Here is a 22,075-nt window from a genome sequence, read left to right on the forward strand (position 1 = left end):
TTCAGGGTCGCCGGGATAGAGAAGCATGACCAGGTCTGTGCCCGAGCGCTCGCCTCTCGCTCGGTTGTTCGGCTGGTTGAAGGGTGCGGTGTCGTCGAAATCGCGCCCGCTCGCCCGCTCCGGCGAAATCGTAACCCGGGCAGAGTTGGCCACACTTGATCGAGCCAGCTTGGAAAGGCGTGCATTGGCGCTCTGCCATACCGTTTGGCTGGGCGATGGCAGTGTCCTGTGCCGGGTGCTTGGACGGTTCAAGATGTTCGTCAAGGCCGACGACGCGGGCTTTGGTGCGCACCTGATGCTGGATGGTATCTGGGAAGGCTGGCTGACCACCTTCATGGCCCGTCGCGTCCGTCCTGGCATGGCGGTCGTCGATGTCGGCGCCAACCATGGATATTATACGCTTCTGTTCGCTTGCCTTGTTGGCGAGGCTGGTCGGGTAGCCGCAATAGAGCCCCATCCCCAGGTGGCCGCCCTCTTGCGGCGATCCGTAGCCGTAAACGGGTTTGCTGATCGCGTACGGGTCGTCCAACAGGCCGCAGCGGAGGTCGATGGACGCAAGGTGCTTTTGGGATCGACCGCCAGCGAACCCAAAAACGCCTCTCTGCTGCCGCGCGGGTCGGAGCCCGGAGAGGGGCGCTTCAAAGTCCGATTGGCCCGGGTCGACACCCTGTTGGCCGAATGGCCTCGCGTGGATTTCATCAAGGTCGATGTCGAGGGTGCCGAGGAGGTCGCCATTGCCGGCATGATGGAGGTCCTACGGCGTGACCGTCCTCAACTCGTGCTCGAGTTCAACGCCGGTCGCTGCTCGAGCCCGTCGAACCTGCTGGAAGCTTTAGAAGTCATCTACGGCCCACCCAGCGTGATAGAGCTGGATGGTCGGTTGTCTAGACCCGAACGCGCCACCCTTCTTGACGCTGAGCGGCGCGAAGACTGGATGTTGTACTTTGCCGGTGCGGCCGACAATGATGGCTCTTCAGGTCGCGTCCACGCCTGACGGTTCCGGCGGCTTTGCCGACATCGACGGCACGTCATCGATCCGCTCGATGTCGGCCCCCAGAAATTCCATCAATCCTAGAAAATGCGCGTTTGACGCCCACACTCTCAGCTCGGCGGTGTCGGGTAACACCCACCCATGCTCCAAAGCGACCTCGTAGGTGCCCGAGTGCTGCAGCATCGCGTCCACGGTGACGAGATCCTCCCCAACACCCCACTGAAATTTCAGATAGATGTCGCTGCCTTCGGTCTCAATCGAGAAACGACACGTGACGCGCCACCGTCCCGCCGGCAGGTCGTGCCTCGGCCCAAAAACAACCACCCTGCCTCGACCGGTGAGATCGATTTTTGGAGGCGCGTTGAGTGGACTGCTTGATGGCTTGAAGACGAAGACCTCAAGCGGCAAAGCGACTTTTAATCCAATCCTGGGCGGGTTTTCCTTGTAGAGCGCCGATGGACCAAGCGGGATATCCAGCGGCGGTTTAGGATCCGAGGGGCCGCGCGTGACCAGGCCGATGCCCGGGAAATCCAGCGTGTCACAAGCGGCATCGAGCACAACCGCACCCTGGCTTCGCAACCATGGAATTGGAGCAAAGCGCTCCGCCACGAGCTTGTAGGCCTTTCTCGGATAGCCTCTGTTCTTGTGTGATGCGACGGCCAGGGCTGTTTCGACGTCGGTCCCCAAGACAGCCCAATGGGTCACTGAAATCGACCTCGCGTCGCGGGCGTCTGTAACCAGCACGATGACATCCTGGTCCGATGCAGCGGCCGCAAGGGCCCTGACCTCCTTGGCTAGGAGGCCACCGCGTTCTGTGATCTTCAACGCCAGGGCAGTTCGCCACGCCGCGACGGCCGGCGAAGGCAAGAGCAGGACCCCCAGTCTGACCGGGTGACTCACGCGGACCTCAGCCATGTGTAGATGTCGATCGCCTCGCGCACATCGTCGAACATCTTCACACGTCCGCTTTCGATGATCAGGACGCGTTCGCAACGCTTCTCGATCATTCGCATATCATGGGACGCCATGATGAAGGAGCGATTGGCCCGTGTCTCGAACAGCGCCTCAGCGCACTTGCGTTGGAAGCGGGCGTCGCCGACGGATACGAGTTCATCGATCAGATAACAATCGAACTCGATTGCCAGCGACAGACCGAAGGCCAATCGAGCGCGCATGCCGGAAGAATAATATTTGACGGGTTGGGCAAGCTTGGACCCCAGTTCGGCGAAGCCGTCCACCAACTCGAGCATCTCCTTGAAGTCGCGCTTGTAAAGGCGCGCCAGGAAGCGGACGTTGTCGAGCCCTGACAAGCTTCCTTGAAAGCCTCCGCTGAACCCGATTGGCCAGGAATTGGACATCCGCCAGTCGATGCGGCCCTCCGTCGCCCCGAGCGCTCCGCCCAGGATTTTGATCAGGGTCGATTTTCCCTGGCCGTTTCTTCCGAGGATCGCCAGCCGGTCGCTTCTGGCCACGGTGAAGTTGAGGTTTTTAAAAAGCGGTTTCTTGCCGGGCGACTGGGCATAGGTCTTACCCAGATTCGTCACTTCCAGCCCCACTCCATTGGGGACGATGTCCATCAAACCTGCCGGTGTTCTTTCAGCCCGGCCCAGACCAGCCAGCCAATACCGTATACCAACATCGAGGAGATGAAGACGATGAGAATAGCCATCCACCTCCGTGGCTGAGAGGGCGTATCAGGAAGGCTCGGCGAAACCACGCGCTCCAGATAGAGCTTTTGCCGACGTGCCTCCACCCTGGAGGTGTCGAGGCCTGCGCTGGCGGCGGCGAACGCGCGATCGGCCATAGTCCGTTCCGCGACCAGTTCTTCGTAGCTGCTCACCTTGTTGGCCAATGAATCCGCGTTGCCTGCGACCTTGGCGCGCTCCTCCCGAAGCTGGCCCCGGAATGCTGCCAGGCGGGCGTCGATCAGCGGCAGTTGGGGGCTTTGAGGTGCCTGCGACGCGATCTGGCTGCGCTCTGCCTGCAAGGTCGCGATGGTCTTGAGCAACTCGCCGATGATGCTGGCATTCTCCGACGCCGCCGAGGCGGGATCGATGAAGGATTCGCGATTGCGGAAACCGTTCAAACGGTTCTGCACATCGACCAGACGCTGTTGAGCCTCCAGCATGTTTTGCTCTGCCTCGGCGACAGCACGCTGGCTAGAACGGTCATTCAGACGGTTCACCAAACTCTCGCTCGAGGTGAGGAGAGCGGCGGCGATGGCGTTCGCGTCACGCGCGGTGAACGCCTGGACGCGCAGCGTGCTGATGCCGGTAGATCCTTCGTACCCCACGGTCACGAACTTCTCGAAGGCCTTGTACAGACTTTCGTTGTTTCGAGATTTGCCGAACCCTGGATAGCGCGAGAACATGTCGACTCCCGGCGGACTGAGCATCGCTTCCAGATCGAAGCGGGGTGACAAATCCTTCAGGGCGTCCCGCGAGCGAATGTACTCGTGGACGACGAAGGAGTCTGACGACGAACTGGACAAGCCTACGCCCTGAAGGGCCACGCCCAATGTCGACGGCTGTTCCTGCGCGCCACGCACCACGAAACGCGCTTCGGACACATAACGCGGCGTAGCGATGAACAGGTAGTAGATCGCGGTCACGATCGTTGGCAGGACCACGATCAGGAGGAAGGCCAAGGGGATGCGCGAAAGGCCACCCCTGCGCCATCCATGATCGGCCTGAGGTGCCGTGTCCGTCGGCCCCAGGTATGTTACGCGAGCATCAGCCATTCAATCTGTCGCCCTCGGCGCTCCGAATACAACTGGGCCTATTCGACATCGAGATGGTCCTTCGCCCGAGAAAGCAGCAGCAGCCCGAACAGTATCAGGACAGCACCGCAAAATGCTGGATAAAGCGGATAATAGTGTGTCTCGACAAACTCGCCAAACACTCCTGCTCGGATCATTTCCACCGGGTGCGGCATTGGCAGGGCGAGATAGACCTCGCGGTAGCCTCGGGGCAACCACGCGGCCATGGTGAAGATGCCCGAAAAGGGCAGCATGGCATACATCATGACCGGGACGATGCGCTCCAGGACCTCGAATTCCGCCGCCAGCGCGCTCAGGACGAGCGCGAATCCGACGTAGAAAATGAAGAGAGAGAACCAGCCCCAATAAACAAGCAATACGTTTTGCGGAGCGCTGACCTGGCCAATCATGATCAGGATTACGTATATAATGAAGAAGGCTAGAGTGGATCCGGCGAACTCAAGCACATATCGAGACATGAATATGTGAAGAACTCGAATTCTCTGATGATAAAGCAGTCCGACGTTGCCGGATACGGCCGCCATGCTGTACGAAATCAAGTGCCGTGACATAATCAGGCACATGTAACCTGTCATCACGAAAGGGGCGATCCTGATCCCGTGTTGGTAAGGTGCCTTGATGAACGTCCAGATGATGATCACTGCGGCGGTGAACATCAGCGGTTCCAGCACGAGCCACAGAAATCCCAGGCCTCGGCGGCCATAGCGGGTTATAATCTCGCGAAGGATCAATGAGTTGATTATCGTGACGTGCAAGGATGCATTGGCGAAGAACGTCGACAGCATCGAAGAGAGCGCGCGACGGAATGGGCGTTCGGTGGATGACAAAGGATGTCGACTCTTCAAACTCACCGCGGCCGCTGGCCATGCATTTCTGAGGCGGTCGCATACGATGTCGCCTCGACAAGGGCAAGGCCGCCCGCCTCGGGTGGCCGGACGCATGAGTTATGGGTTCGCCTCGAGCACCTGTTTAAAACTGGCCGCTGATCCCAGTTCGACGCAGCGGGATACATATCCGTGAATGAACGCCGCGCGCAGTCTTGTGCCCGCCTGCCGGTCGATGACCTCCGCGATCCCGGGCGCGGTGGGCGTTGCCTGTGTCACGATCTGATCGTACTCGCCGCGTCCGAACCGGATCAGCGGCTTGTCATGGAGCAGCGCCTCCATTCCGGATCCAGAGTTGATCATGAAGACGGTGTCGGCGTCGGCGAGGCAGGTGTGGATCGACACCTCGTCAACCCACAGCCCGCAAGAGCTCGCCATTGTGCTCGCCCGCAGGCCAGACATGGATCGAGGATTGGCGGGGTGGCCCTTGACCACCAACCTCAACTGTCTCTCCTCGCAAAAGGCGATTGTCGCCGCGAGACCGTCCGCAACCGCCACCTGCGAATGGAACTGGATCGTCTCGTCATGTGGCAACTGGCATATGAAAAGATGATACCTCTCCGGCGTCGGGCGGACGCCACGGGGCGGCTGATCGAAGATCGATTCATTGCGAAACGCCTTCTGGCGCAGACGTTCGAATGATTGATCCGCCTCGCGGCCGACATTTAGAGGAACGGGCAGGAAGGATAGCGAGGCGCCCCAGCCCGCAGGATCAACGGTCACGTAATCGCCCAACGGCGCATTCTTATAATACCAGGCGTTCTCCCCGATCGGGAACTGACTCCTGAGACGATGGGGAAAATAGACTCGATCGAAGTCGGGTGCCTTGGCCTGCATTTCAGCCAGCTCGAACTGCCAGAGCGGTCGCAGATCGGAAATCACTCTGTCCCCCCGGGCCTCGTGATAGGCCTCCAGTTGATCGATGAAACGGCCAAATTTCGCGAGGATCGGGTTCAGGGCCGGTCCGATGGTGTCTGGCACGACACCGCGCTTGAACGAACAATCCAGGCGAGGCCGGGCGATGAAAATGGTCCGTTTCATTAAATCTTCCGATCAGGCGTCGAACCGCTCCCATCACAAATGCACTGGCCGAGGACAATCCCTGTCGCTTGAAGCAGTGCCGTGGCCACGGTATCCCAGAACGATGCCTTGCTCGCCTTGTCGTCTCCTTATGCTCACAGGCGCCAGTTCGGCCTCGCTCGCGCCCTTCGCTCGGATGTTGCAATCTCAATGCTCGTCGCCGATCACGATTTCTTCCGGGTCGGCTTTTGGCGCGAAGGATCAGCCCGAGGGCACGCTGATTACGACGGACCCTGAAGACGTCCTGCGCTTAAAAAAAATGCGGTCCTGGACATCCGAAGACCGCGCTGCCTGCCAGGTCGTGGTGATAGTCCGGGATCCGCGGGATGTTCTTCTGGAACGTCGCGACTGGGCTGGCGACGGTTTCGGACAGGGCTACGATCATGCCCTTCACCGGTCGTCCGACGATATCGTAACTCTGACCGGGCCAGGCCTCTTATTTGTTCATGAAACGCTGGAACGAATGGCCGCCCGCGACCCTGCCATCATGATCATACGTCACGAGGATATCGAAGCGCGGCCGGATCTGGTCGTCGCAGCACTGGAAGGCTTGACCGGTCTGGGGTTCCGTCGCGGGGTGCGAGCCTCGGCCTCTGTGGGGTGGCCATTTGCGGACCGTTCGTTCAGGCATCGTAATGCTTTGGGATTGCTCACGGACCTTGAGAGGGACCGCTTGGTTCGACAGTTTCGGCTAGCGCCTGAGCTGTTTGGCATCCTTGATCGTTGGGATTACGAAGTGACCGGCGACCGTCGTTGGTACGACGAACTTGGGATGCGATCTCCGGGTGGCCTCGAAGATACCCCAGGGCTAATCGTCGGTTTTCACACGACCGACGCCCTATATTCGCGCGAAGCGCTGCGAATGCGTGAGTCGATCAGCCGGCTCGCCCTGCCGCTGGAACTCACGCCCATCGATCCGACCGACAGCTGGCTTGCCGGCGTTCAGATCAAGCCGGCATTTCTGGCCAAGGCTCGAAGGCGTTTGCGGGGTCCGCTGCTTTATGTGGACGTGGATGCGGTGATCCACGCTGATCCATGGCCGTATTTGCGCGCCTATGACGGTGACGTGGCGGTGGCAGGTCATCATGGTCAGGCCATTCTCAGCGGAACAATTCTGATCAACGACACGTCAGGCGCCCAGACATTTTTGGATGAGTGGGCCGAAGAACAGAGTGGCTCGCCCGGCCACTGGGACCAGGTGTGCCTTGAAACGGTGGCCAAGCGACACCGCCTGGGCGACCGTGGTGTCAGCGTGCAGTATCTGCCGCCGGAAATGTGTTGTGTGTTCAATCGAAAGTTCAGTCCGCCGATCGTCGCCGTAATCGAACATTTGCAGGCCAGTCGAGAGCAGTTCGCCGACGCCTCCGACGAAGGGCACGTACGAAATCTGGATTCAAGACGGCGACGAGTTCAGGAACTGGAAGCGTCGGCGACGTTGGGCCCGGGACCTTCCGCTCCGACCGGCCCGGCACAGCCGAAGGCGTCCCTTGCCTATTCCGATCAAAGTCCGATGGAACGCCGTGCGTCCACGGTGCATATGCTGGCCGCCAGGCAGAGCGATCTCGAGCGATGGGCCCGACCGCAAAACTTCAAAGCCGACTGGAGTTCGCGGGCGCAGCTTGTAGCCGCCCTCATCGCTCCGGGCTCAAGCGTATTGGATATTGGCTGCGGCGCCATGGATTTGGAACGAGCGCTGCCCGACGGCTGCGACTACATTCCGGCTGACATCGTCGCGCACGACCCACGGACGCGCGTGATCGATCTGAACCAGGGCCAGTTGCCAGACGTCGATGCGGACGTCGTCACGTTGTTGGGCGTGATCGAATACATTCATGACCCTGCGACCCTGCTCGCCGCGATGTCGGACCGGTGGTCTCGGGTCATACTGACCTACAACCCCGTCGATCTGGATGAGGGCAGAGACAGGTATAGCCATGGCTGGTTCAACAGCCTCACCATGGCCGAGTTGATCGCCACGGCGGAAGGGCTTGGATATCGTCTCCAGATGTCGGTTCCTCACGGCCGACGCGAGCGGGTCATCGACCTGACCCTGGAGGCGGGTGCAGCGTGACCACCACATCCGTGTTCCGGACCGATCCCACCAACGTCGGAGACTGGCACTGCGCCCCGGTTCGGTATTTCCCGGAGCTGGCCGGACCCGAAGTCGACGTCTTGCAGGTGACGAAAGGCTCCCTGCAAGGCAATGTCGTCGTCGGCGGCGGTGGTCTGATCGCGGCGACATTCTCTGCTTCCATGCAAACAGTTGCTGATGGCCGTGCGGAGATGGACTCCCTCGTCGCGTGGGGAATAGGCGAAAGTCTGAACATCGACAGGGCGGGGGGGTTCGTTCTGCCCTATAACGGTCGTCTGCCAGACTACCTCGATGCCTTTGACCTCGTCGGGGTTCGCGACTTCGGGACCGATTATCGCTGGGTACCCTGCGTCAGCTGCATGTCACCTCAGTTCGACGATCCGCCCCCGCCTACTCACGAGGTGGTTATCTACGAGCACAAGCGAATCCCGATCCCCATCGATGGCCCCCCTCGAATGTCGAACGGTGTCGATAGTCTGGACGTCGCCCTGTCGTTTCTGGCCTCTGGCGAAGTCGTTCTCACAAACTCGTATCACGGCGCTTATTGGGCGACATTGCTGGGTCGCAAGGTCGTTGGAATTCCAAATATGTCCAAGCTTTACCGCCTTAAACACTCCCCTGTCCTTACACGGGTCGAACACTGGAAGCGTGCATGCGCCGTGGCAAAGTCTCATCCGGAAGCGTTGCAGGAATGCAGGCAGGCGACGCTCGTGTTTCGAGATGAGGTGCGCAACCTGCACAAGCGCCGCGAATGACCTCCCCAAAAAGTAGTCTGATTTCGTCCGCAGGACGCAAAGCTGCGGTCGATGGAACCTTGCCTTATTTGGACCGCTGTGATCCTTGTCTTAAGCATACCTGTCAAAGTACCGCCTATAAGACGCTTTCAAAAATCGCGAGAGGTATTACTTACACATGGCGACCCCACCGAAGCCCGCGCCTGAATTGGCCGTCCTGCAGCAGATTGAGCGGCATCTTGCCGAAATGCTTGTTGTGTCAAAAAAGCAGCTCAAGGCGCTTCGTGATCTCGAAGAATCAAAGAGTCGAATATAGCTTCTGGTTATCTCATCGACGCAGCATGAAGGCCTTGTCAGGCCGTGTGTGTACTCGAGCATCGGGCCCCGATGCAGGATAAGGCAGCCCGAATATTTGCTGGTCGTCCTTGGTCAGGGCGACTGGCAACATTGTCTGACGCCTTTCTGCCGTGCAGCTGGGGGGTCGAAGTTCCGGCCGATCGCCGCGTGGATTTGGCAGCGATCGACGTTTATCTGCACGATCTCGGTGCCATCGACGAGTTGCGCCTCAAGGTCTCGGTAAAGACAGCCAAAAAGGCTCCTCGCAGCTGGGAGCTGAGCTCGCGTTCAGGTCTCACTACGGGTCCCCGGGTTGAGGCAGCCCAAGCGTTGCTCAGCCGGTCCTTCCCGGTCCGCGCCCTGTTTGGTGAGGAGCCGGCGCGGGTTCCTGTCCGTACTCGGTTTTCGCTCGATGGACTTCGAACGACCAAAGCGGGCGAAATCCTGATATTCGAAATCTCGGCCTTGGTCGCTGGCCGGCCGGCGGCGCTGTCAGCCGGCGTGCTCGATCGCTCTAGGGTCAGTGCGAAAAGCTTCTATGGCGACGCGTCTGGTCGACGGATCGCGCTTGACGGCGAATTTGAACTGGCCTGGTCTTTGTACGAGCGAGGAAGCCCGCAGCCGATGCCGGGCATTCGACCCTTCACACTGGGTGCCCGGGATGTTTCGCCCCTCCTGAGGCAGCCGCACAGCCTGACCATCCCGCCCCTTGTATTCCAGGGTTTCGGAACCGAGGTCGTAACGACCGCGCAGCAGATCGTCGTTCCCCGGCCAGGATCGCAATCGGTAAGGCAAAGGATCGGCACCACCCCAGGCACCGAATTCAAGACGCTGTTTCGTCATTTCACCGGCCTGACTCACGATGAACCCTCGCTCCTTCTGACGGCAGACGGCGAAAGGGGATTTCTACGGATCGAAAGTCTCACTGCGGGCTTGGAAGTCACCGTCAACTATACCGGGCACGACAGCCGCTACGACGTCCTGGCGCTGAATACGCGTACCGGCGAACTGGAGCTGACGGTGGGAGCCGACAGGAGCCGTGATCCGGAAGAATATGCGGCCGTGCCGGCACCAGGAACGATCCCTCTATATTCGCTCTACACCACCCATCAGGATGTGGAGCTGATTCCGCTGGTCCCTGGTGGCTCGCTCACAGCGGTCGGGTCCGAGGTCGAACATCTTGTTTGGCTTGAGGATTGCCGGAAACGTCTTCCGCTCACATTCCAAAAGCTGCGAAGAGGAGCATCGCTTCGCCTCGCGGGATACGGCGACAGCATTACGGCGCTGGGTGGCCGGGAAGGGGTTCAGAACACCAGCCCGGACGGTGCCCTTCGCGACCGGATGGGATATTTCGAGTGCTACGGCAAAGACTGGAAGGCGGGCGTTGAAACCTTCGATCACGGCGACGGTGAAGGCTCTGTTCATCACCACCTGGGATGGAACTGGACGCTCAAACGCTTGATCGAGACTGCTTGGGGCGTGTCGGTCCGATACGAGAATTGGGGCATTGCGGGAACCACCAGCGATGCCAATGCCCGGGTGATGGATGGGCTTGAGTATCTGAACGGAGCCCACCCCTTACGCCTCGCCGCCCTGGGCGCTTCAAGACCGGATCTGGTGATTGTTGCGTTCGGCATGAACGATATCGGTGGTGTGATCGATACCTGCGCCAACATACGCGTGATCTGCGACTTCATTCGGGCCAACGGGTCTGAAGCTTTGGTTGTCGCCCCGTGCCGTCAGAATGCGGGCTTCAAAAGCCGCGATCCCGCATTGTGGCGGCTGACGCACGACGCTGTCATTCAGGGCGCGATAGAGGCGGGGGCAGCGTGGTGCCCAACCATACCTCTTTTAGGTCAGGGGAACGAGGGCGTGGTGGGGCTCTCGCATCGTTCTCACTCCGCGGCGAGCATGGGAAATCATCCAGGCGCGCGTGAGCTCGAGGCCGTCGGTCGCTATCTGGGCTTGATCTTCTCCTGATATGGGATCAACCCCAACCTCGTGCCCGTTCAAGGCGATAGCCGACGACGACGTTGTCATATTCCCTGTTGGGCGTGGCCCCAGACGCCGCGGCCCAGGGACGAGGAGGGCCAATGCCCCCCGGCGGTGCCGTTAATGCGTCCAAGCCGCGCGCCATGCTATGGGTCGGCTGGTCATCCACGATACGATTGCCCGACGCGGTGATGCCTGAGGGCGCATTTCCGCCGGCCTCCACACGCGCATACAAGATGATGCCGGCCGGCTCGGATGCCGACCACAGACCTGACGCGCCCGCGTTCGTGATTGTATTGCCGACAATGGTAACGTCGCCTGGAGCTTCGCCAGTCGCGTCACCAGGCGCTGAGCACACGATTCCCGCGCACCCCGGTCGCTCGATGACATTGTCCTTGATGACGATGTCCCGAAAATGGTTGGCGCATTTGATGCCCCAGGTGCCGGCATCGAGAACCCTGTTGTCGAAGACGCGAAGCCCGCGATTGGCGCTCGAACTGATATCGATTCCCTGCTCGATGCCGGGCCCTATGCTGTTGGCGCTGATGCTCCCTCCTCGGGTCTGGCCGCATACGATGCCTCTGGAATACTGCCGCGAAACCGCCGGCCGATCCGGCCACCAGGCGGCCAGGTTCGACATTGTTGATCCTCGGATCTGAAAGTCCCTGCAGCGCTGGAACTCAATGCCCTGACAGACGTCGTCGTTGGGTTGTCGACTATAGCGCGGCGCGAAATCATGGGCGTGAAAGCCCTCCACGACCACTGTCCCCACCCCGATGATCTTGGCTCCGGTGATCGCACCGCCGTTTATGACGCTGACATTCCGGAACACGACCGACGCGCAGTTGCTGATCTGGATCGCGGAGCATTGGCCCATACCGGCGCTCTGCTGCAGCCCCGCCATATCGATCACGACGTCCTGCATCAGGATTTCCCCGCGAGGAATGCCGTCGATGACATAGGTCTTTTCCAGCGATGGGTCTCGAGACCGCTGCCGCAGGGTGATCGATCGAAGGCGCGCGGCGGTCGTGGGTCTGAGCTCCCCAATCACGTCATAGGAAAGCCCGCCACCGTCGATCAGCCGCGCGCCGTTCAACGCAGCCACTAAAGCCTTGGTATTGGCTAGGGCGATCCGCAGAGGCACGTGACCGGACACAGCGCCGAAGTCCTCCGGGGCGAGGATGTCGATGTCTCCGACATCAGGACGCTCGCGCAGTGCGGCCGTTACCGCCAATCCCAAAAGTAAAGCGCGACGCACAATCATGACGTCAGCGTGCGGGCGGTTGGGGGCTATATCGTGGCTTTCAGGCAGCCGCCGATGTCAGCGTTTCGATCGATTCGTCCAGTCGCGCGATGATCGCAGCGAGAACCCGGGCACCACCGGTTTCGTTCATATGATGATTGTCATGGCCCGGATCCCCATTTTCCGGCGGTTCGCCGGTCAATGCGATGGACCCTCGGTAGAACTCCCCGAGTGGAATGTAGGATCTGTCGAACAGATCACGTGGGAATGGTAGATAGGTTCCGGGTCCGAGCACCTTCTCGATCATACTCACGTTGTAGTCGTACCTGGCGTCCGTCATCTTGATGGTGCTCACCAACACCACGTTGGCCGAGATTAGAAAAACGGGCTTCCCGGTCAGTTCACGCAGTGTTTGGAACAGGCGGTAGGAAGTCTTCGCCTTTATGATGTCCGAGATTACCGCCTCGGTGACCTGGCTGGAGCATCCACTGGCAGCACAGCCTGCTGTGAACTTGGCGATATCCTGCGGTGACGGCAGGTCCGCATAGATGACGAATGCATCGTACGTCGACACATCGACGCTGACCGCAGGTGACTTGAAGCGGACATTACGAAAATGTCCTCCAATGACATCGACGTTGGGAAAACCGCCATTGCTGTGACCATAGAAGTCGATTTCATACCGATCGCGAAAGGTACGGTCCGCCTTATAGGCGCTGAAAACTGCGCCAATATAGCTCGAACCGAGGACGCAGATCTTCTTCGTCATTCTCAACGCCCTCCGAACGCGGCCAGAAGTTCCTCTTCGCAGACCACGTCGTCCGGCCCCGCCTTGGCATCCGTCGATGCCTTCGCATCGGCGACAGATGCCGCAGCGGCCAGCGCGATCTGTTTCTTGGTCAGAACCGGGGGCGGTGCCTTTTCAGCCTGCTTCGCCTGAACGCCTTCGAAGAAATTATCCATGACGAAACTGACCCCCCGGGCGTTCACGTCGCGCTGGTTCGGATCGAAGAAGGTGCCCTTGATCACGGGACTGTTGATCAGCTCATAGGAAGGGAAATAGTCGGTATCGGGTCGCGACCGCGCCAGCTGACCTGCCGCCGCTCTAAGGATGGACTTGGATTCCATCGTGGCGACCATGACGTGATTGCCCGAGTTCGTGGCTGTGAGCGGGACCGGCGAGACCGTAAGCAGAAACTTCAGTTTCGGATTCAGGTCGCGCATCATCTCCATTGCCCGTTCCAGACAGGCCATGATTTCGACGACACTCTGGTTCTCGAAAATGTGCAACTTGGGATCGAAGGTGCCGGCCGCCGTGCCGGGACACATCGGATACTCATGTCCGTCTGCGGCGTTCTTCCAGCTCTCGGTTAGACCCAGGGTGAAGACGAAATAATCGGCCGTCTCGATGCAGCGGCGGAAGGCCGCGATGGCCACGGCCCGGCTGGCCTGCATTTCGCCCGCTGAAATAAAGCCGCCAGGTTCAATCACCGGTCTGAAAGGATCGTAGACCCGGCCGTCCCGTTTCCAAGCCTCCGAGGACGGTGAGGCAGCGCCCGTAGCCCAGCGGGTCCACTGCTCCAGGATGGAGGTGGTGTACATGTTGGCGGTACGTGCGGAAAAGATCCCATAGTTGAAGCGACGCGAATTTTCGTCCGACAGCCCATTGGGTGCCGGTTCCGCGTTGAACCAGGAAAAGCCGCGTGCGCTGAGCGCCCTGCCGATATGCTGTGCGAAGCACGACCCGAATGTCACGAACACGTCGGAAGGCTCAATGAAGAATTTGGGATGCCAGACCGACCTCAGGTCGAACAGGCTCCGCGACGCCACAGCCGGCTTCCAGAAAGCGCGTTCAGGGAGGTCGACATAAGGATTGGACATGTCGGACCTCCATCCTGGATTTGAGGCCCAACCTATTCAGCGCCGGCCCCGGACGCAAATGGCAAGGCCTTTCTTTTCGGCAGAACGCAGCGCGTTACCGGATTTTCTGTGCGATGAAATCAGCGAGCGCGCCGACGTTCTCGAAGCCTTCGCCCTCGTCCGGCGAAATGGAAATTCCGAATTCCCTTTCGACCATGATGAGAAGCGTCGAGTGTGACAGCGAGTCCCAGCCATCTATGTCGTAGGACTCGGTCTCGCGAACGACGGGAACGCTTTCGTCCGCGCCGAACGTCAAGCGAATGAGCGCGCTCAGGCGGTCCAAAATCTCACGGTCTGTCATGCGGAACTTCCAGGAAGGGCCAGTGGAAGTCATAACCTCGATTGCTTCTCGGATCGATATTTCGCGAGATTTTCTTTCCTGCTGATCTTGCCACTGGTGGTTTTGATCAGCCAGCCTGGCTCGACGATTTCAACGCTCCTGACCTGAAGCGACATGCGTTCGTCGAGGGCTTGTTTGACGGCGTTTGAGAGTTGACGCTTGGCCTGGGCGTCGCCGATCTCGGATTCCGCGATTACGATGACTTCCTCGCTGCCAAGCGTATCGCTGAAGACACCGATAGCCACAGCCCGACCCGGCTTGACCCCAGGACAGCTATTGACCACCGATTCTACCTCGTGGGCAAAGAAGTTCCGCCCGCGAACGATGAACATCTCCTTCTTGCGCCCAGTGATATAGAGCTCGCCGTCCTGAACGAAGCCCAGGTCGCCGCTGAGATACCAACCATCGCGAAAAACCATCTCGGTCGCTTGCGGAAGTTCGAAATAGCCCGAGAACATGCTCGTGCTGCGGATCCCGACCTCCCCCATCGATCCGTCCGCACACGCATTGCCCTGATCGTCGAAGATCCGAAGGGTGGTTCCCTCGATCGGCCGGCCGCATGAAAGAAACTCGGTCGCGACATCATCGTCGCGGTCCACGGTCGCGACCTGACCAGTGCGCGACAGGCGGTCTGCCCCGACGGCGAGCGCTCGAGCATGAAGTCCCAGCTTGGACTGCGTCACAGCATAGGTTGTTTCGGCCATGGCATAGCAGGTCTGCAACTGATCGCGTCTGACCCCCATGGGCAGAAAGGCGGCCTCAAACTCGCGCAGCGTCGCGGCCTTGCAGGGTTCGGAGCAGTTGATGAACGCTCTCATGCGCGAAAGGTCGTAGCTGTTTCCCTGCGCACAGGTTCGGACGAGGTGATGGAAGGCGAAGTTGGGCAGCCATGTCAGGGTTCCGCCAAACGCTTCGATCGCCGCCAGCAGAAGGTGAGGTTGTCGGACCCAGACGAAGGGATCGACCATCACCACGGGCACGCCGTTGACCAGTGGCAGTATGAAACAGGCCATGAGCCCCATGTCGTGATAGAGCGGCAGCCAGGAGACGATCACGTCATCGGGACTGAGCTCGATCGCGGTTCCATAGGCCTGGGCCTGAGCCAGGACGCTCCGATGGCTCAGGCATACGCCCTTCTTGAGATCGGTCGTGCCCGAGCTGTGCTGCAAGAGGGCGATGTCATCGCCAGAACTTTGAAAGGCAACATGCTCGCCCGCCGGTGCCTGAGCGTCTTCACCCGGGAGGCTGCCGTCGACGCTCAGCAGTCTGAGATCGCTGTCGGAAAATGCCTCACCATGCTCAGCGATCCAGGCGTCGATGGTCACGACCAGCTTGGCCTTGATTCGCCTGAAAAGATCACGATGGGCCTTACGATAAAGGTCTGGGTCCTGTTTGGCCGTGGAATAGGGCATGTATGAAGGCACGCACCCGACGATCATCGCGCCAAGATAGGTCGACAAAAGATCCGCCCGGTGGTCGATCATGATGATGACGATGTCGCCCTTGGACAGGCCGAGGGCCTGAAAGCGTTGCGCCCATACCTGGCTCGCGGCGATCAGATCGGCCCGCGTCAGGGCCACATCTCCCGCCAGGCTGCGGATGATGACGCACGGCGCGTCAGGAGCCAGCCTTCCGTGCGACATTACGCGGTCGATGATGGTCTCATCGCCAGCGAGAGCAATCCCGTCCTGCTCGGCTTGGTCAAGGCTCAAAGTTTCAATCCGCTGTCGCTACGGGACCTGGGAGGGAATGTGCTGCAGTATGTTCCGGCATTCGCATGATGTGTCACGCCGAGGAAGCGAGAAGCTGTGACGATTGCGATTTCAGAAAATCGGGCGTGACGCCGAATGTCTCCTCACAGGACGGCGACAGATGATCTTTCCTGACCGTTCCCAGATATCGTTCTGCAATCTGTGTTATTACAATATCTGGTCTCTCGGATTCCAGTATGTCATCGTAAAAATCCCTGGTGGCCACGAGAGTAATCCGCGAAAACCTATTGATCAGGTAGTTTATAAAAAAGGAACTGTAGGAATCTCGAAACATTAAGCAGGTTGGCAGATTGGGATTTGATCCCTCAAATACCTGTACTCGTGCCTTGCTGAATTTTCCATTTGTATACAAAAGCCTGAATGGTTTCTCTGCCGGCTCGGTGTACTTTACGAAAGTCTCAGGCTCAACCGGATCTACGTAGCGCCCCAGATCCATGATCTGGGTTGCAGTAGTCTCAACGAAATCAGCCGAGTTCAGAGGGTGCTGGCCCAGATGATTGAGCAGCTTGTCGGCAGCGATCCGGCCGGCTTGATAGTTCCAATGGGAGTCGGTTTTGAAATATACTCTTTGGCGAGTCTTTTCTGACGCCAATGGCGCAAACAAATCGAAGCAATAGTTGCGGTCTGACAGGTGGGGCCGCAGTTGAGATAAGTGAGACTCTCCCGAAAAGATCACGTCCTCTGGTAGATGCTCGGGATAGATGGTCGTCTTGTCGGGCGACACGAAAAATACGTACTGGGCACCGACGGCCCGGACGCGGGCGGCGCGGGAATCCAGGTTCTCCAGGATCGCGGCGATCTGAGCGGGGTGGTAGGTCGATGAGCCGTCCTGACGCGCCGATAGACCCTTGGACCAACTGTACAGCCATCCGTCCTGACCGATCCGCAGGTTGCTCAACGAAGGGTCATCGACCTCGGCACCCTTGCCCGCAAATGACATCCACTCTCCTCCCGGTCATACTGGACCGCATTGGGCTCGGTCGGCACGCTGTCAGCGTCTCAGGCGACCGGCTGTGTTTCAAGCATCAAGTCTCGCGGCTCAAGCCAGGGTTTTGCAGCGGCCGATCGACCCGGGCTCCATGAATACGGACCGGCGTCTTCCCAGCGCTGTCTTACCGACCTCTGGCGATGATGGTCGACTGTCTTTCAAGCGGTTTTCGCGAAAAACACCGCCGCGTATCGAAGGACCATGATGCTGTCGATGGTCTCGGACAGCGAATGGATCAGCGCGTCCTCGGCCGGTGAGGATCGCACTCGATTTCCGCCCATGACCTTTTCGCAACACTTCAGCACGTACTCGACGCCGGTCGTGCCGTCCGGTTCGCCGAAATCGGCCGCGTAGCTCGTGTGCAGGTCCTCTACGATATACTGTCCACCCTTATTCAAATGAGGCAGCAGGGTCCGTATTCCGATGATCTGGTGCGACCAGATGTGGGATCCGTCCTCTACGATCAGATCGAACGGACCGTACTTCACCGCAAAGGCGGTCAGGGCAGCCGCATCCGACTGATCAACCAATTCGATGTGAATGCGGTCGCCCGTGACGTTAAGGGCGCTCTCTGCGATGTCCAGGCTATAGACCGTCGCATGGGGGAAATACTCCGCCCACATCCTGATGGAAGCGCCTTTTTGAACGCCGATCTCCAGCACTTTTCCGACTTGTTCGCGCTCCAGAAGCGAAAAACGCTCATAGACACGAAGATAGTCGTGGCCCTTGCCCGGCTCGCCGCGCTTGCCGTCCACGGCCTTGTCTGTCCGATATTTCAGGCCGAGCTCGTTCAGTAAAGACATCGAGTCTCTCAAGTTTTTGTTGGCTAAAGCCAGAATTTCCACGATTCTCGCGAACTATAGAACGTCTGTCGTCGGCGATTTCTCCGTAGCCTTCCGCTTAGCAAAGGCCGCCATTGGATGCTAGCTCCGCCTGGCCTTGGAGGCCGGTGGCTGAATCCGCATCGTCTGGGTACCTGACGGGATGCTGGCCGGACGGGCGATGCCCAGTCCTGCACCCGAGGGGCACATGATCAAAAGAGCGGATGGTCGTTGACCGAAAGGGTTTTATGCGCTGCGGAAACACAATAGACCGGCTCGCTGTCGCCTTCTTCGACCAAGAGGGCGTTGGTTGTGGCGAGGGATTGTCAAATGCGAGTGCTCATTACGGGCGGAGCGGGCTTCATCGGGTCCGCCCTTGTCCGGAATCTGATCGCCAACAGCGATCACGAAGTTCTGGTTTTCGACAAGCTGACCTACGCCGGGGTTCTGGCTTCGCTCGATCCCGCCGCAAGCAGTGATCGATACCGATTCGTCCGCGGCGATATCGTGGACGCCGATGCGGTCGCCGCTGCCCTCGAGGGCTTCAGACCGCAGATCGTCGCTCATCTGGCCGCTGAAAGCCACGTCGATCGATCGATCGATGGGCCTGGCGAGTTCGTTCAGACCAACGTCGTCGGGACGTTCGTCATGCTGCAACAGGCGTTGGGCTTCTATCGGGGCTTGTCGGACGCCGACAAGGCCGCGTTCCGGTTCCACCACATCTCAACCGATGAGGTGTTCGGCTCGCTGGGCGAGGACGGTCTTTTCACCGAGGCCACCCCATACGACCCGAGATCGCCCTACTCAGCGTCGAAAGCCGCGTCGGACCATCTGGTCCGCGCATGGGGCCATACCTACGGCTTGCCGGTTCTGGTTACCAACTGTTCGAACAACTATGGTCCCTATCACTTCCCGGAAAAGCTGATCCCATTGATCATCCTGCGGGCCCTCGCGGGCGAGCCGCTGCCCGTTTACGGGGACGGCTCGAACGTGCGTGACTGGCTGTTCGTCGACGACCATGCGCGCGCTCTCCAGGCCGTTTTCGAACGCGGCGTGCCCGGCGAAACCTACAACGTGGGTGGCAATGCGGAGCGGAAAAACATCGACGTGGTCAATGCGATCTGCTCGGTCCTGGATCAGGTCAGGCCTCGGGAAGACGGTGTATCCTACGCCAGCCAGATCACCTACGTCGCGGATCGCCCAGGTCATGACCACCGGTACGCGATCGACGCTTCCAAGATTCGCGCCGATCTGGGCTGGGAGCCGTCCCTGACGTTTGAGGACGGCATCGCCCATACGGTCCAATGGTATCTCGACAACCGGCCTTGGTGGCAGGCCATCCTCGACAATCGTTACGCGACCCAGCGACTTGGCGTGGCCAATGGCTGAGGCTCTACATCACGTTCTGGTCACGGGTGGGTCGGGCCAGGTCGGAACCGAGCTCCTCCGCGCCGCCTGGCCCGACAACATCCGTCTGCACGCCCCTGACCGATCCTCTCTGGACTTGGGCGATGCAGATTCAATCCGCCGGGCCTTCGCGACAACGCCGTTCGCGGCGGTGATAAACGCGGCCGCCTATACCGCCGTCGACAAGGCCGAAGATGAGGTAGCGCAGGCGTTTCTCGCCAATGCCATGGGTCCCGCCCTCCTGGCCGACGCCACGCGCAAGGCTGGCATCCCGCTTGTCCATGTTTCCACCGACTATGTATTCGATGGGTCCGCGCCGGGCGCTTACTCCGAATCCGATGCCGTTGCTCCTCTGGGTGTCTATGGAGCCAGCAAGATGGCTGGCGAGCTGGCGGTCGGGGCGGGAAACCCCCGCTCCGTCGTGCTGCGAACGGCATGGGTGTTCAGCGCTCATCGAAACAACTTCGTGAAAACAATGCGCAGGCTGGGAGCGACCAACGCCGTCTTGAAGGTCGTGGCCGATCAGTGCGGATGCCCAACCTCGGCCGCCGACATCGCCCAAACGCTCAGGACGATCACGTTGCGAATGATGGCCGATGCGTCGGCGCCGACCGGCATCTACCATTTCGTCAATTCGGGCGAGGCGAGTTGGTGCCAGTTTGCCCAGGCGATCTTCGCCAACGATCGCACGTCGTCGGGGCCTGAGGTTGTCGGGATCACCACGGCGGAATATCCGACCCGGGCGCGCCGCCCCGCCAACTCCCGATTGGCCACGTCCAAGCTGAATGCCGACTATAAGGTGCGACCCAGGGCGTGGACCGAAGCGCTTGACGACGTGCTCGTCGAATTGAACCAGGGAACTACGAAATGAAAGGCATCATTCTGGCTGGCGGTTCCGGTACGCGGCTGCATCCCATGACGATGGTCACGTCGAAGCAGCTCATGCCGATCTACGACAAGCCAATGATCTACTATCCCCTGTCGACCTTGATGCTGGCCGGTATTCGAGAGGTCCTCATCATTTCAACGCCCCGCGATACGCCCTCATTCCAGGCTTTGTTGGGCGACGGTTCGAAGTGGGGGATGAACATAGAATACGCTGTCCAGCCCAGCCCCGACGGCCTGGCGCAGGCCTATGTCATCGGAGCCGATTTCGTCGGCCGTGACCCTTCAGCGCTGATCCTGGGCGACAATATCTACTACGGCCACGGTATCAGCAGCCTTTTCACCAGCGCCATGTCGCGCACGGAGGGAGCCACCGTCTTCGCGTATCACGTCAACGACCCCCAACGTTATGGCGTGGTGGAATTCGACAAGGAAATGCGAGCTCTTTCGATCGAGGAAAAGCCGGAGGCTCCCAAATCGAACTGGGCTGTGACTGGCCTTTATTTCTATGATGGGGCTGTCGTTGATATCGCTGCGGACCTAAAGCCCTCTCCGCGCGGAGAACTGGAGATTACCGACGTCAATCGCATCTATCTGGAACGCGGAAAGCTGTCGGTCGAGATTATGGGGCGCGGTTATGCGTGGCTCGACACGGGGACGCCAGATAGTCTGGTAGAAGCCGCCGAGTTCGTGCGGACCCTTGAGAAGCGCCAGGGTTTCAAGATCGCGTGCCCGGAAGAGGTGGCGTTTCAGATGGGATTCATCGACGCGGCAGAGCTGGGAAGGCTTGCCGATGCCTTGGGCAAGTCCGACTACGGCAAATACTTGCGCCAGGTCGGACTCGACAAGATCTAGATATCAGCAAGGCAGGCTCTTCAGGATGCCGTCGCGCGCCGGTGAAACGCCGCCTGGCTCACCCATTGGGGGGGGTGTCGACGACCCCTTCAGGCCGCTTTTGCCATTCGCGCCTTGGACAGGTCGTCATAGGACAGCAGTTCGGCGGCCAGGGCCTCGAACTGGTCCAGCGGCACCATGTTGGGGCCGTCGGACGGGGCGTGGTCCGGGTCCTGGTGAGTTTCCATGAAGACCGCGTCGACGCCGACGGCCACCGCCGCGCGGGCCAGGACGGGCACGAACTCGCGCTGGCCGCCCGACGACGTCCCCTGTCCGCCCGGCTGCTGCACGCTGTGGGTCGCGTCGAACACGACCGGGCAGCCGATGTCGCGCAGCACCGGCAGGGCCCGCATGTCGCTGACCAGGGTGTTGTAGCCGAAGCTGGCCCCTCGCTCGCAGGCCATGACGTTGGGATTGCCCGCGCCGGTGACCTTGGCGATGACGTTCTTCATGTCCCACGGGGCCAGGAACTGACCCTTCTTGATGTTGATCGCCTTGCCGGTCGCGGCGGCGGCCAGCAGCAGGTCGGTCTGGCGGCTGAGGAAGGCGGGAATCTGCAGCACGTCGACGGCCTGCGCGGCCACACGGGCCTGCTCTTCGGAATGGACGTCGGTCAGGACCGGCAGACCCGTGACCTGGCGGATTTCGTCGAAGATCGGCAGCGACTGTTCCAGTCCCAGGCCGCGCGCGGCGTTGGCGCTGGTGCGGTTCGCCTTGTCGAAGCTGGTCTTGTAGATGATGCCGACGTTCAGCCGTTCACCGATCTCCTTCAGGGCATGGGCCATCTCCAGGGCATGCTGGCGGCTTTCCAGCTGACACGGTCCGGCGATGAGGGCGATGCGCGCGCCGCCGCCGATGACCACGGGGGTCGTGATGCCGTTGCCGGACAGGGTGATGACGGCGTTGGGGGCACTCAT

The 22,075-nt window shown here is 60.1% G+C and carries 20 protein-coding genes; 7 read left to right on the top strand and 13 right to left on the bottom strand.

The features are described 5' to 3' along the window. The first annotated feature begins 25 nt into the window (after window positions 1-25). The gene (locus AC1DW4_RS14865) at window positions 26-994 is read left to right on the top strand and encodes an FkbM family methyltransferase (RefSeq protein WP_477018036.1); all 969 of its coding nucleotides are present in this window, start codon (window positions 26-28) and stop codon (window positions 992-994) included. On the opposite strand, the gene AC1DW4_RS14870 is transcribed toward AC1DW4_RS14865, so the two are convergent. The 5 genes from AC1DW4_RS14870 to AC1DW4_RS14890 all read right to left on the bottom strand — a co-directional run bounded on the left by AC1DW4_RS14870 (window position 974) and on the right by AC1DW4_RS14890 (window position 5,695). Next, on the bottom strand, window positions 974-1,906 hold the full coding sequence (locus tag AC1DW4_RS14870) for a hypothetical protein (RefSeq protein WP_477018037.1): 933 nt from the start codon (window positions 1,904-1,906) through the stop codon (window positions 974-976). The genes AC1DW4_RS14865 and AC1DW4_RS14870 overlap by 21 nt on opposite strands. Beyond that, window positions 1,888-2,568 (bottom strand): ABC transporter ATP-binding protein, encoded by a 681-nt coding sequence (locus AC1DW4_RS14875; protein ID WP_477018038.1) that lies wholly within the window; start codon window positions 2,566-2,568, stop codon window positions 1,888-1,890. The genes AC1DW4_RS14870 and AC1DW4_RS14875 overlap by 19 nt, the downstream gene beginning before the upstream one ends. Further along, entirely contained in the window at window positions 2,568-3,638 is a 1,071-nt protein-coding gene (locus AC1DW4_RS14880) for a KpsE/RkpR family capsule polysaccharide export protein (protein WP_477018039.1), read from the bottom strand. The genes AC1DW4_RS14875 and AC1DW4_RS14880 overlap by 1 nt, the downstream gene beginning before the upstream one ends. A 131-nt stretch (window positions 3,639-3,769) precedes the next feature. Then, window positions 3,770-4,555, bottom strand: coding sequence for an ABC transporter permease (locus AC1DW4_RS14885; RefSeq protein ID WP_477018040.1), 786 nt, complete (start codon window positions 4,553-4,555; stop codon window positions 3,770-3,772). A gap of 159 nt (window positions 4,556-4,714) precedes the next feature. Continuing rightward, window positions 4,715-5,695, bottom strand: a complete 981-nt coding sequence (locus AC1DW4_RS14890) for a capsular polysaccharide export protein, LipB/KpsS family (RefSeq protein WP_477018041.1) — start codon at window positions 5,693-5,695, stop codon at window positions 4,715-4,717. A 130-nt stretch (window positions 5,696-5,825) separates the two neighbouring features. Here AC1DW4_RS14890 and AC1DW4_RS14895 point away from each other — a divergent pair, with 130 nt between their 5' ends. The 3 genes from AC1DW4_RS14895 (at window position 5,826) to AC1DW4_RS14905 (ending at window position 10,876) form a co-directional block, all read left to right on the top strand. After that, the gene (locus AC1DW4_RS14895; protein WP_477018042.1) at window positions 5,826-7,805 is read left to right on the top strand and encodes a methyltransferase domain-containing protein; all 1,980 of its coding nucleotides are present in this window, start codon (window positions 5,826-5,828) and stop codon (window positions 7,803-7,805) included. Beyond that, complete coding sequence (locus AC1DW4_RS14900) at window positions 7,802-8,581, top strand: glycosyltransferase family protein (protein WP_477018043.1); 780 nt, start codon at window positions 7,802-7,804, stop codon at window positions 8,579-8,581. The genes AC1DW4_RS14895 and AC1DW4_RS14900 overlap by 4 nt, the downstream gene beginning before the upstream one ends. A 426-nt stretch (window positions 8,582-9,007) precedes the next feature. Continuing rightward, complete coding sequence (locus tag AC1DW4_RS14905) at window positions 9,008-10,876, top strand: SGNH/GDSL hydrolase family protein (RefSeq protein ID WP_477018044.1); 1,869 nt, start codon at window positions 9,008-9,010, stop codon at window positions 10,874-10,876. Between the two features lie 7 nt (window positions 10,877-10,883). Here AC1DW4_RS14905 and AC1DW4_RS14910 read toward each other — a convergent pair whose 3' ends face one another. The 7 genes from AC1DW4_RS14910 to AC1DW4_RS14940 form a co-directional block, all read right to left on the bottom strand. Further along, the gene (locus AC1DW4_RS14910; RefSeq protein ID WP_477018045.1) at window positions 10,884-12,152 is read right to left on the bottom strand and encodes a right-handed parallel beta-helix repeat-containing protein; all 1,269 of its coding nucleotides are present in this window, start codon (window positions 12,150-12,152) and stop codon (window positions 10,884-10,886) included. Window positions 12,153-12,192: 40 nt separating this feature from the next. Continuing rightward, entirely contained in the window at window positions 12,193-12,900 is a 708-nt protein-coding gene (locus AC1DW4_RS14915; RefSeq protein ID WP_477018046.1) for a hypothetical protein, read from the bottom strand. Window positions 12,901-12,902: 2 nt separating this feature from the next. Continuing rightward, window positions 12,903-14,012, bottom strand: a complete 1,110-nt coding sequence (locus AC1DW4_RS14920; protein ID WP_477018047.1) for a GSCFA domain-containing protein — start codon at window positions 14,010-14,012, stop codon at window positions 12,903-12,905. Window positions 14,013-14,106: 94 nt separating this feature from the next. Continuing rightward, a complete protein-coding gene (locus AC1DW4_RS14925; RefSeq protein ID WP_477018048.1) occupies window positions 14,107-14,352 on the bottom strand; it encodes an acyl carrier protein in 246 nt (81 codons plus the stop codon). Between the two features lie 29 nt (window positions 14,353-14,381). Continuing rightward, window positions 14,382-16,103: an AMP-binding protein gene (locus AC1DW4_RS14930; RefSeq protein ID WP_477018049.1), complete on the bottom strand. Its 1,722-nt coding sequence runs from the start codon at window positions 16,101-16,103 to the stop codon at window positions 14,382-14,384. Window positions 16,104-16,176: 73 nt separating this feature from the next. After that, on the bottom strand, window positions 16,177-17,103 hold the full coding sequence (locus AC1DW4_RS14935) for an alginate O-acetyltransferase AlgX-related protein (protein WP_477018050.1): 927 nt from the start codon (window positions 17,101-17,103) through the stop codon (window positions 16,177-16,179). Between the two features lie 206 nt (window positions 17,104-17,309). Next, entirely contained in the window at window positions 17,310-17,954 is a 645-nt protein-coding gene (locus AC1DW4_RS14940; RefSeq protein WP_477018051.1) for a class I SAM-dependent methyltransferase, read from the bottom strand. Between the two features lie 348 nt (window positions 17,955-18,302). Here AC1DW4_RS14940 and rfbB point away from each other — a divergent pair, with 348 nt between their 5' ends. The 3 genes from rfbB to rfbA are packed head-to-tail and all read left to right on the top strand — an operon-like array spanning window position 18,303 to window position 21,119. Then, window positions 18,303-19,361 carry a dTDP-glucose 4,6-dehydratase gene (rfbB, locus tag AC1DW4_RS14945; RefSeq protein WP_477018052.1) on the top strand — a complete coding sequence of 353 codons (1,059 nt, stop codon included), beginning with the start codon at window positions 18,303-18,305 and terminating at the stop codon, window positions 19,359-19,361. After that, entirely contained in the window at window positions 19,354-20,250 is an 897-nt protein-coding gene (gene rfbD / locus AC1DW4_RS14950; RefSeq protein ID WP_477018053.1) for a dTDP-4-dehydrorhamnose reductase, read from the top strand. The genes rfbB and rfbD overlap by 8 nt, the downstream gene beginning before the upstream one ends. Further along, on the top strand, window positions 20,247-21,119 hold the full coding sequence (gene rfbA / locus AC1DW4_RS14955; RefSeq protein WP_477018054.1) for a glucose-1-phosphate thymidylyltransferase RfbA: 873 nt from the start codon (window positions 20,247-20,249) through the stop codon (window positions 21,117-21,119). Before rfbD ends, rfbA begins: the two co-directional genes overlap by 4 nt. 89 nt (window positions 21,120-21,208) lie before the next feature. On the opposite strand, the gene kdsA is transcribed toward rfbA, so the two are convergent. After that, complete coding sequence (gene kdsA / locus AC1DW4_RS14960; RefSeq protein WP_477018055.1) at window positions 21,209-22,075, bottom strand: 3-deoxy-8-phosphooctulonate synthase; 867 nt, start codon at window positions 22,073-22,075, stop codon at window positions 21,209-21,211.

The sequence above is a fragment of the Brevundimonas sp. P2_A6 genome, from assembly GCF_056404975.1.

Excerpts from the sequence above, each read along its gene's own strand:
- AC1DW4_RS14910 (WP_477018045.1), bottom strand. The coding sequence starts at position 12,152 with ATGATTGTGCGTCGCGCTTTACTTTTGGGATTGGCGGTAACGGCCGCA.
- AC1DW4_RS14885 (WP_477018040.1), bottom strand. The coding sequence starts at position 4,555 with ATGCTGTCGACGTTCTTCGCCAATGCATCCTTGCACGTCACGATAATC.
- rfbA (WP_477018054.1), top strand. The coding sequence starts at position 20,247 with ATGAAAGGCATCATTCTGGCTGGCGGTTCCGGTACGCGGCTGCATCCC.
- AC1DW4_RS14875 (WP_477018038.1), bottom strand. The coding sequence starts at position 2,568 with ATGGACATCGTCCCCAATGGAGTGGGGCTGGAAGTGACGAATCTGGGT.
- AC1DW4_RS14915 (WP_477018046.1), bottom strand. The coding sequence starts at position 12,900 with ATGACGAAGAAGATCTGCGTCCTCGGTTCGAGCTATATTGGCGCAGTT.
- AC1DW4_RS14865 (WP_477018036.1), top strand. The coding sequence starts at position 26 with ATGACCAGGTCTGTGCCCGAGCGCTCGCCTCTCGCTCGGTTGTTCGGC.
- AC1DW4_RS14920 (WP_477018047.1), bottom strand. The coding sequence starts at position 14,012 with ATGTCCAATCCTTATGTCGACCTCCCTGAACGCGCTTTCTGGAAGCCG.
- AC1DW4_RS14890 (WP_477018041.1), bottom strand. The coding sequence starts at position 5,695 with ATGAAACGGACCATTTTCATCGCCCGGCCTCGCCTGGATTGTTCGTTC.
- AC1DW4_RS14895 (WP_477018042.1), top strand. The coding sequence starts at position 5,826 with ATGCTCACAGGCGCCAGTTCGGCCTCGCTCGCGCCCTTCGCTCGGATG.
- AC1DW4_RS14925 (WP_477018048.1), bottom strand. The coding sequence starts at position 14,352 with ATGACAGACCGTGAGATTTTGGACCGCCTGAGCGCGCTCATTCGCTTG.
- rfbD (WP_477018053.1), top strand. The coding sequence starts at position 19,354 with ATGGCTGAGGCTCTACATCACGTTCTGGTCACGGGTGGGTCGGGCCAG.
- AC1DW4_RS14940 (WP_477018051.1), bottom strand. The coding sequence starts at position 17,954 with ATGTCTTTACTGAACGAGCTCGGCCTGAAATATCGGACAGACAAGGCC.
- rfbB (WP_477018052.1), top strand. The coding sequence starts at position 18,303 with ATGCGAGTGCTCATTACGGGCGGAGCGGGCTTCATCGGGTCCGCCCTT.
- AC1DW4_RS14870 (WP_477018037.1), bottom strand. The coding sequence starts at position 1,906 with ATGGCTGAGGTCCGCGTGAGTCACCCGGTCAGACTGGGGGTCCTGCTC.
- kdsA (WP_477018055.1), bottom strand. The coding sequence starts at position 22,075 with ATGAGTGCCCCCAACGCCGTCATCACCCTGTCCGGCAACGGCATCACG.
- AC1DW4_RS14935 (WP_477018050.1), bottom strand. The coding sequence starts at position 17,103 with ATGTCATTTGCGGGCAAGGGTGCCGAGGTCGATGACCCTTCGTTGAGC.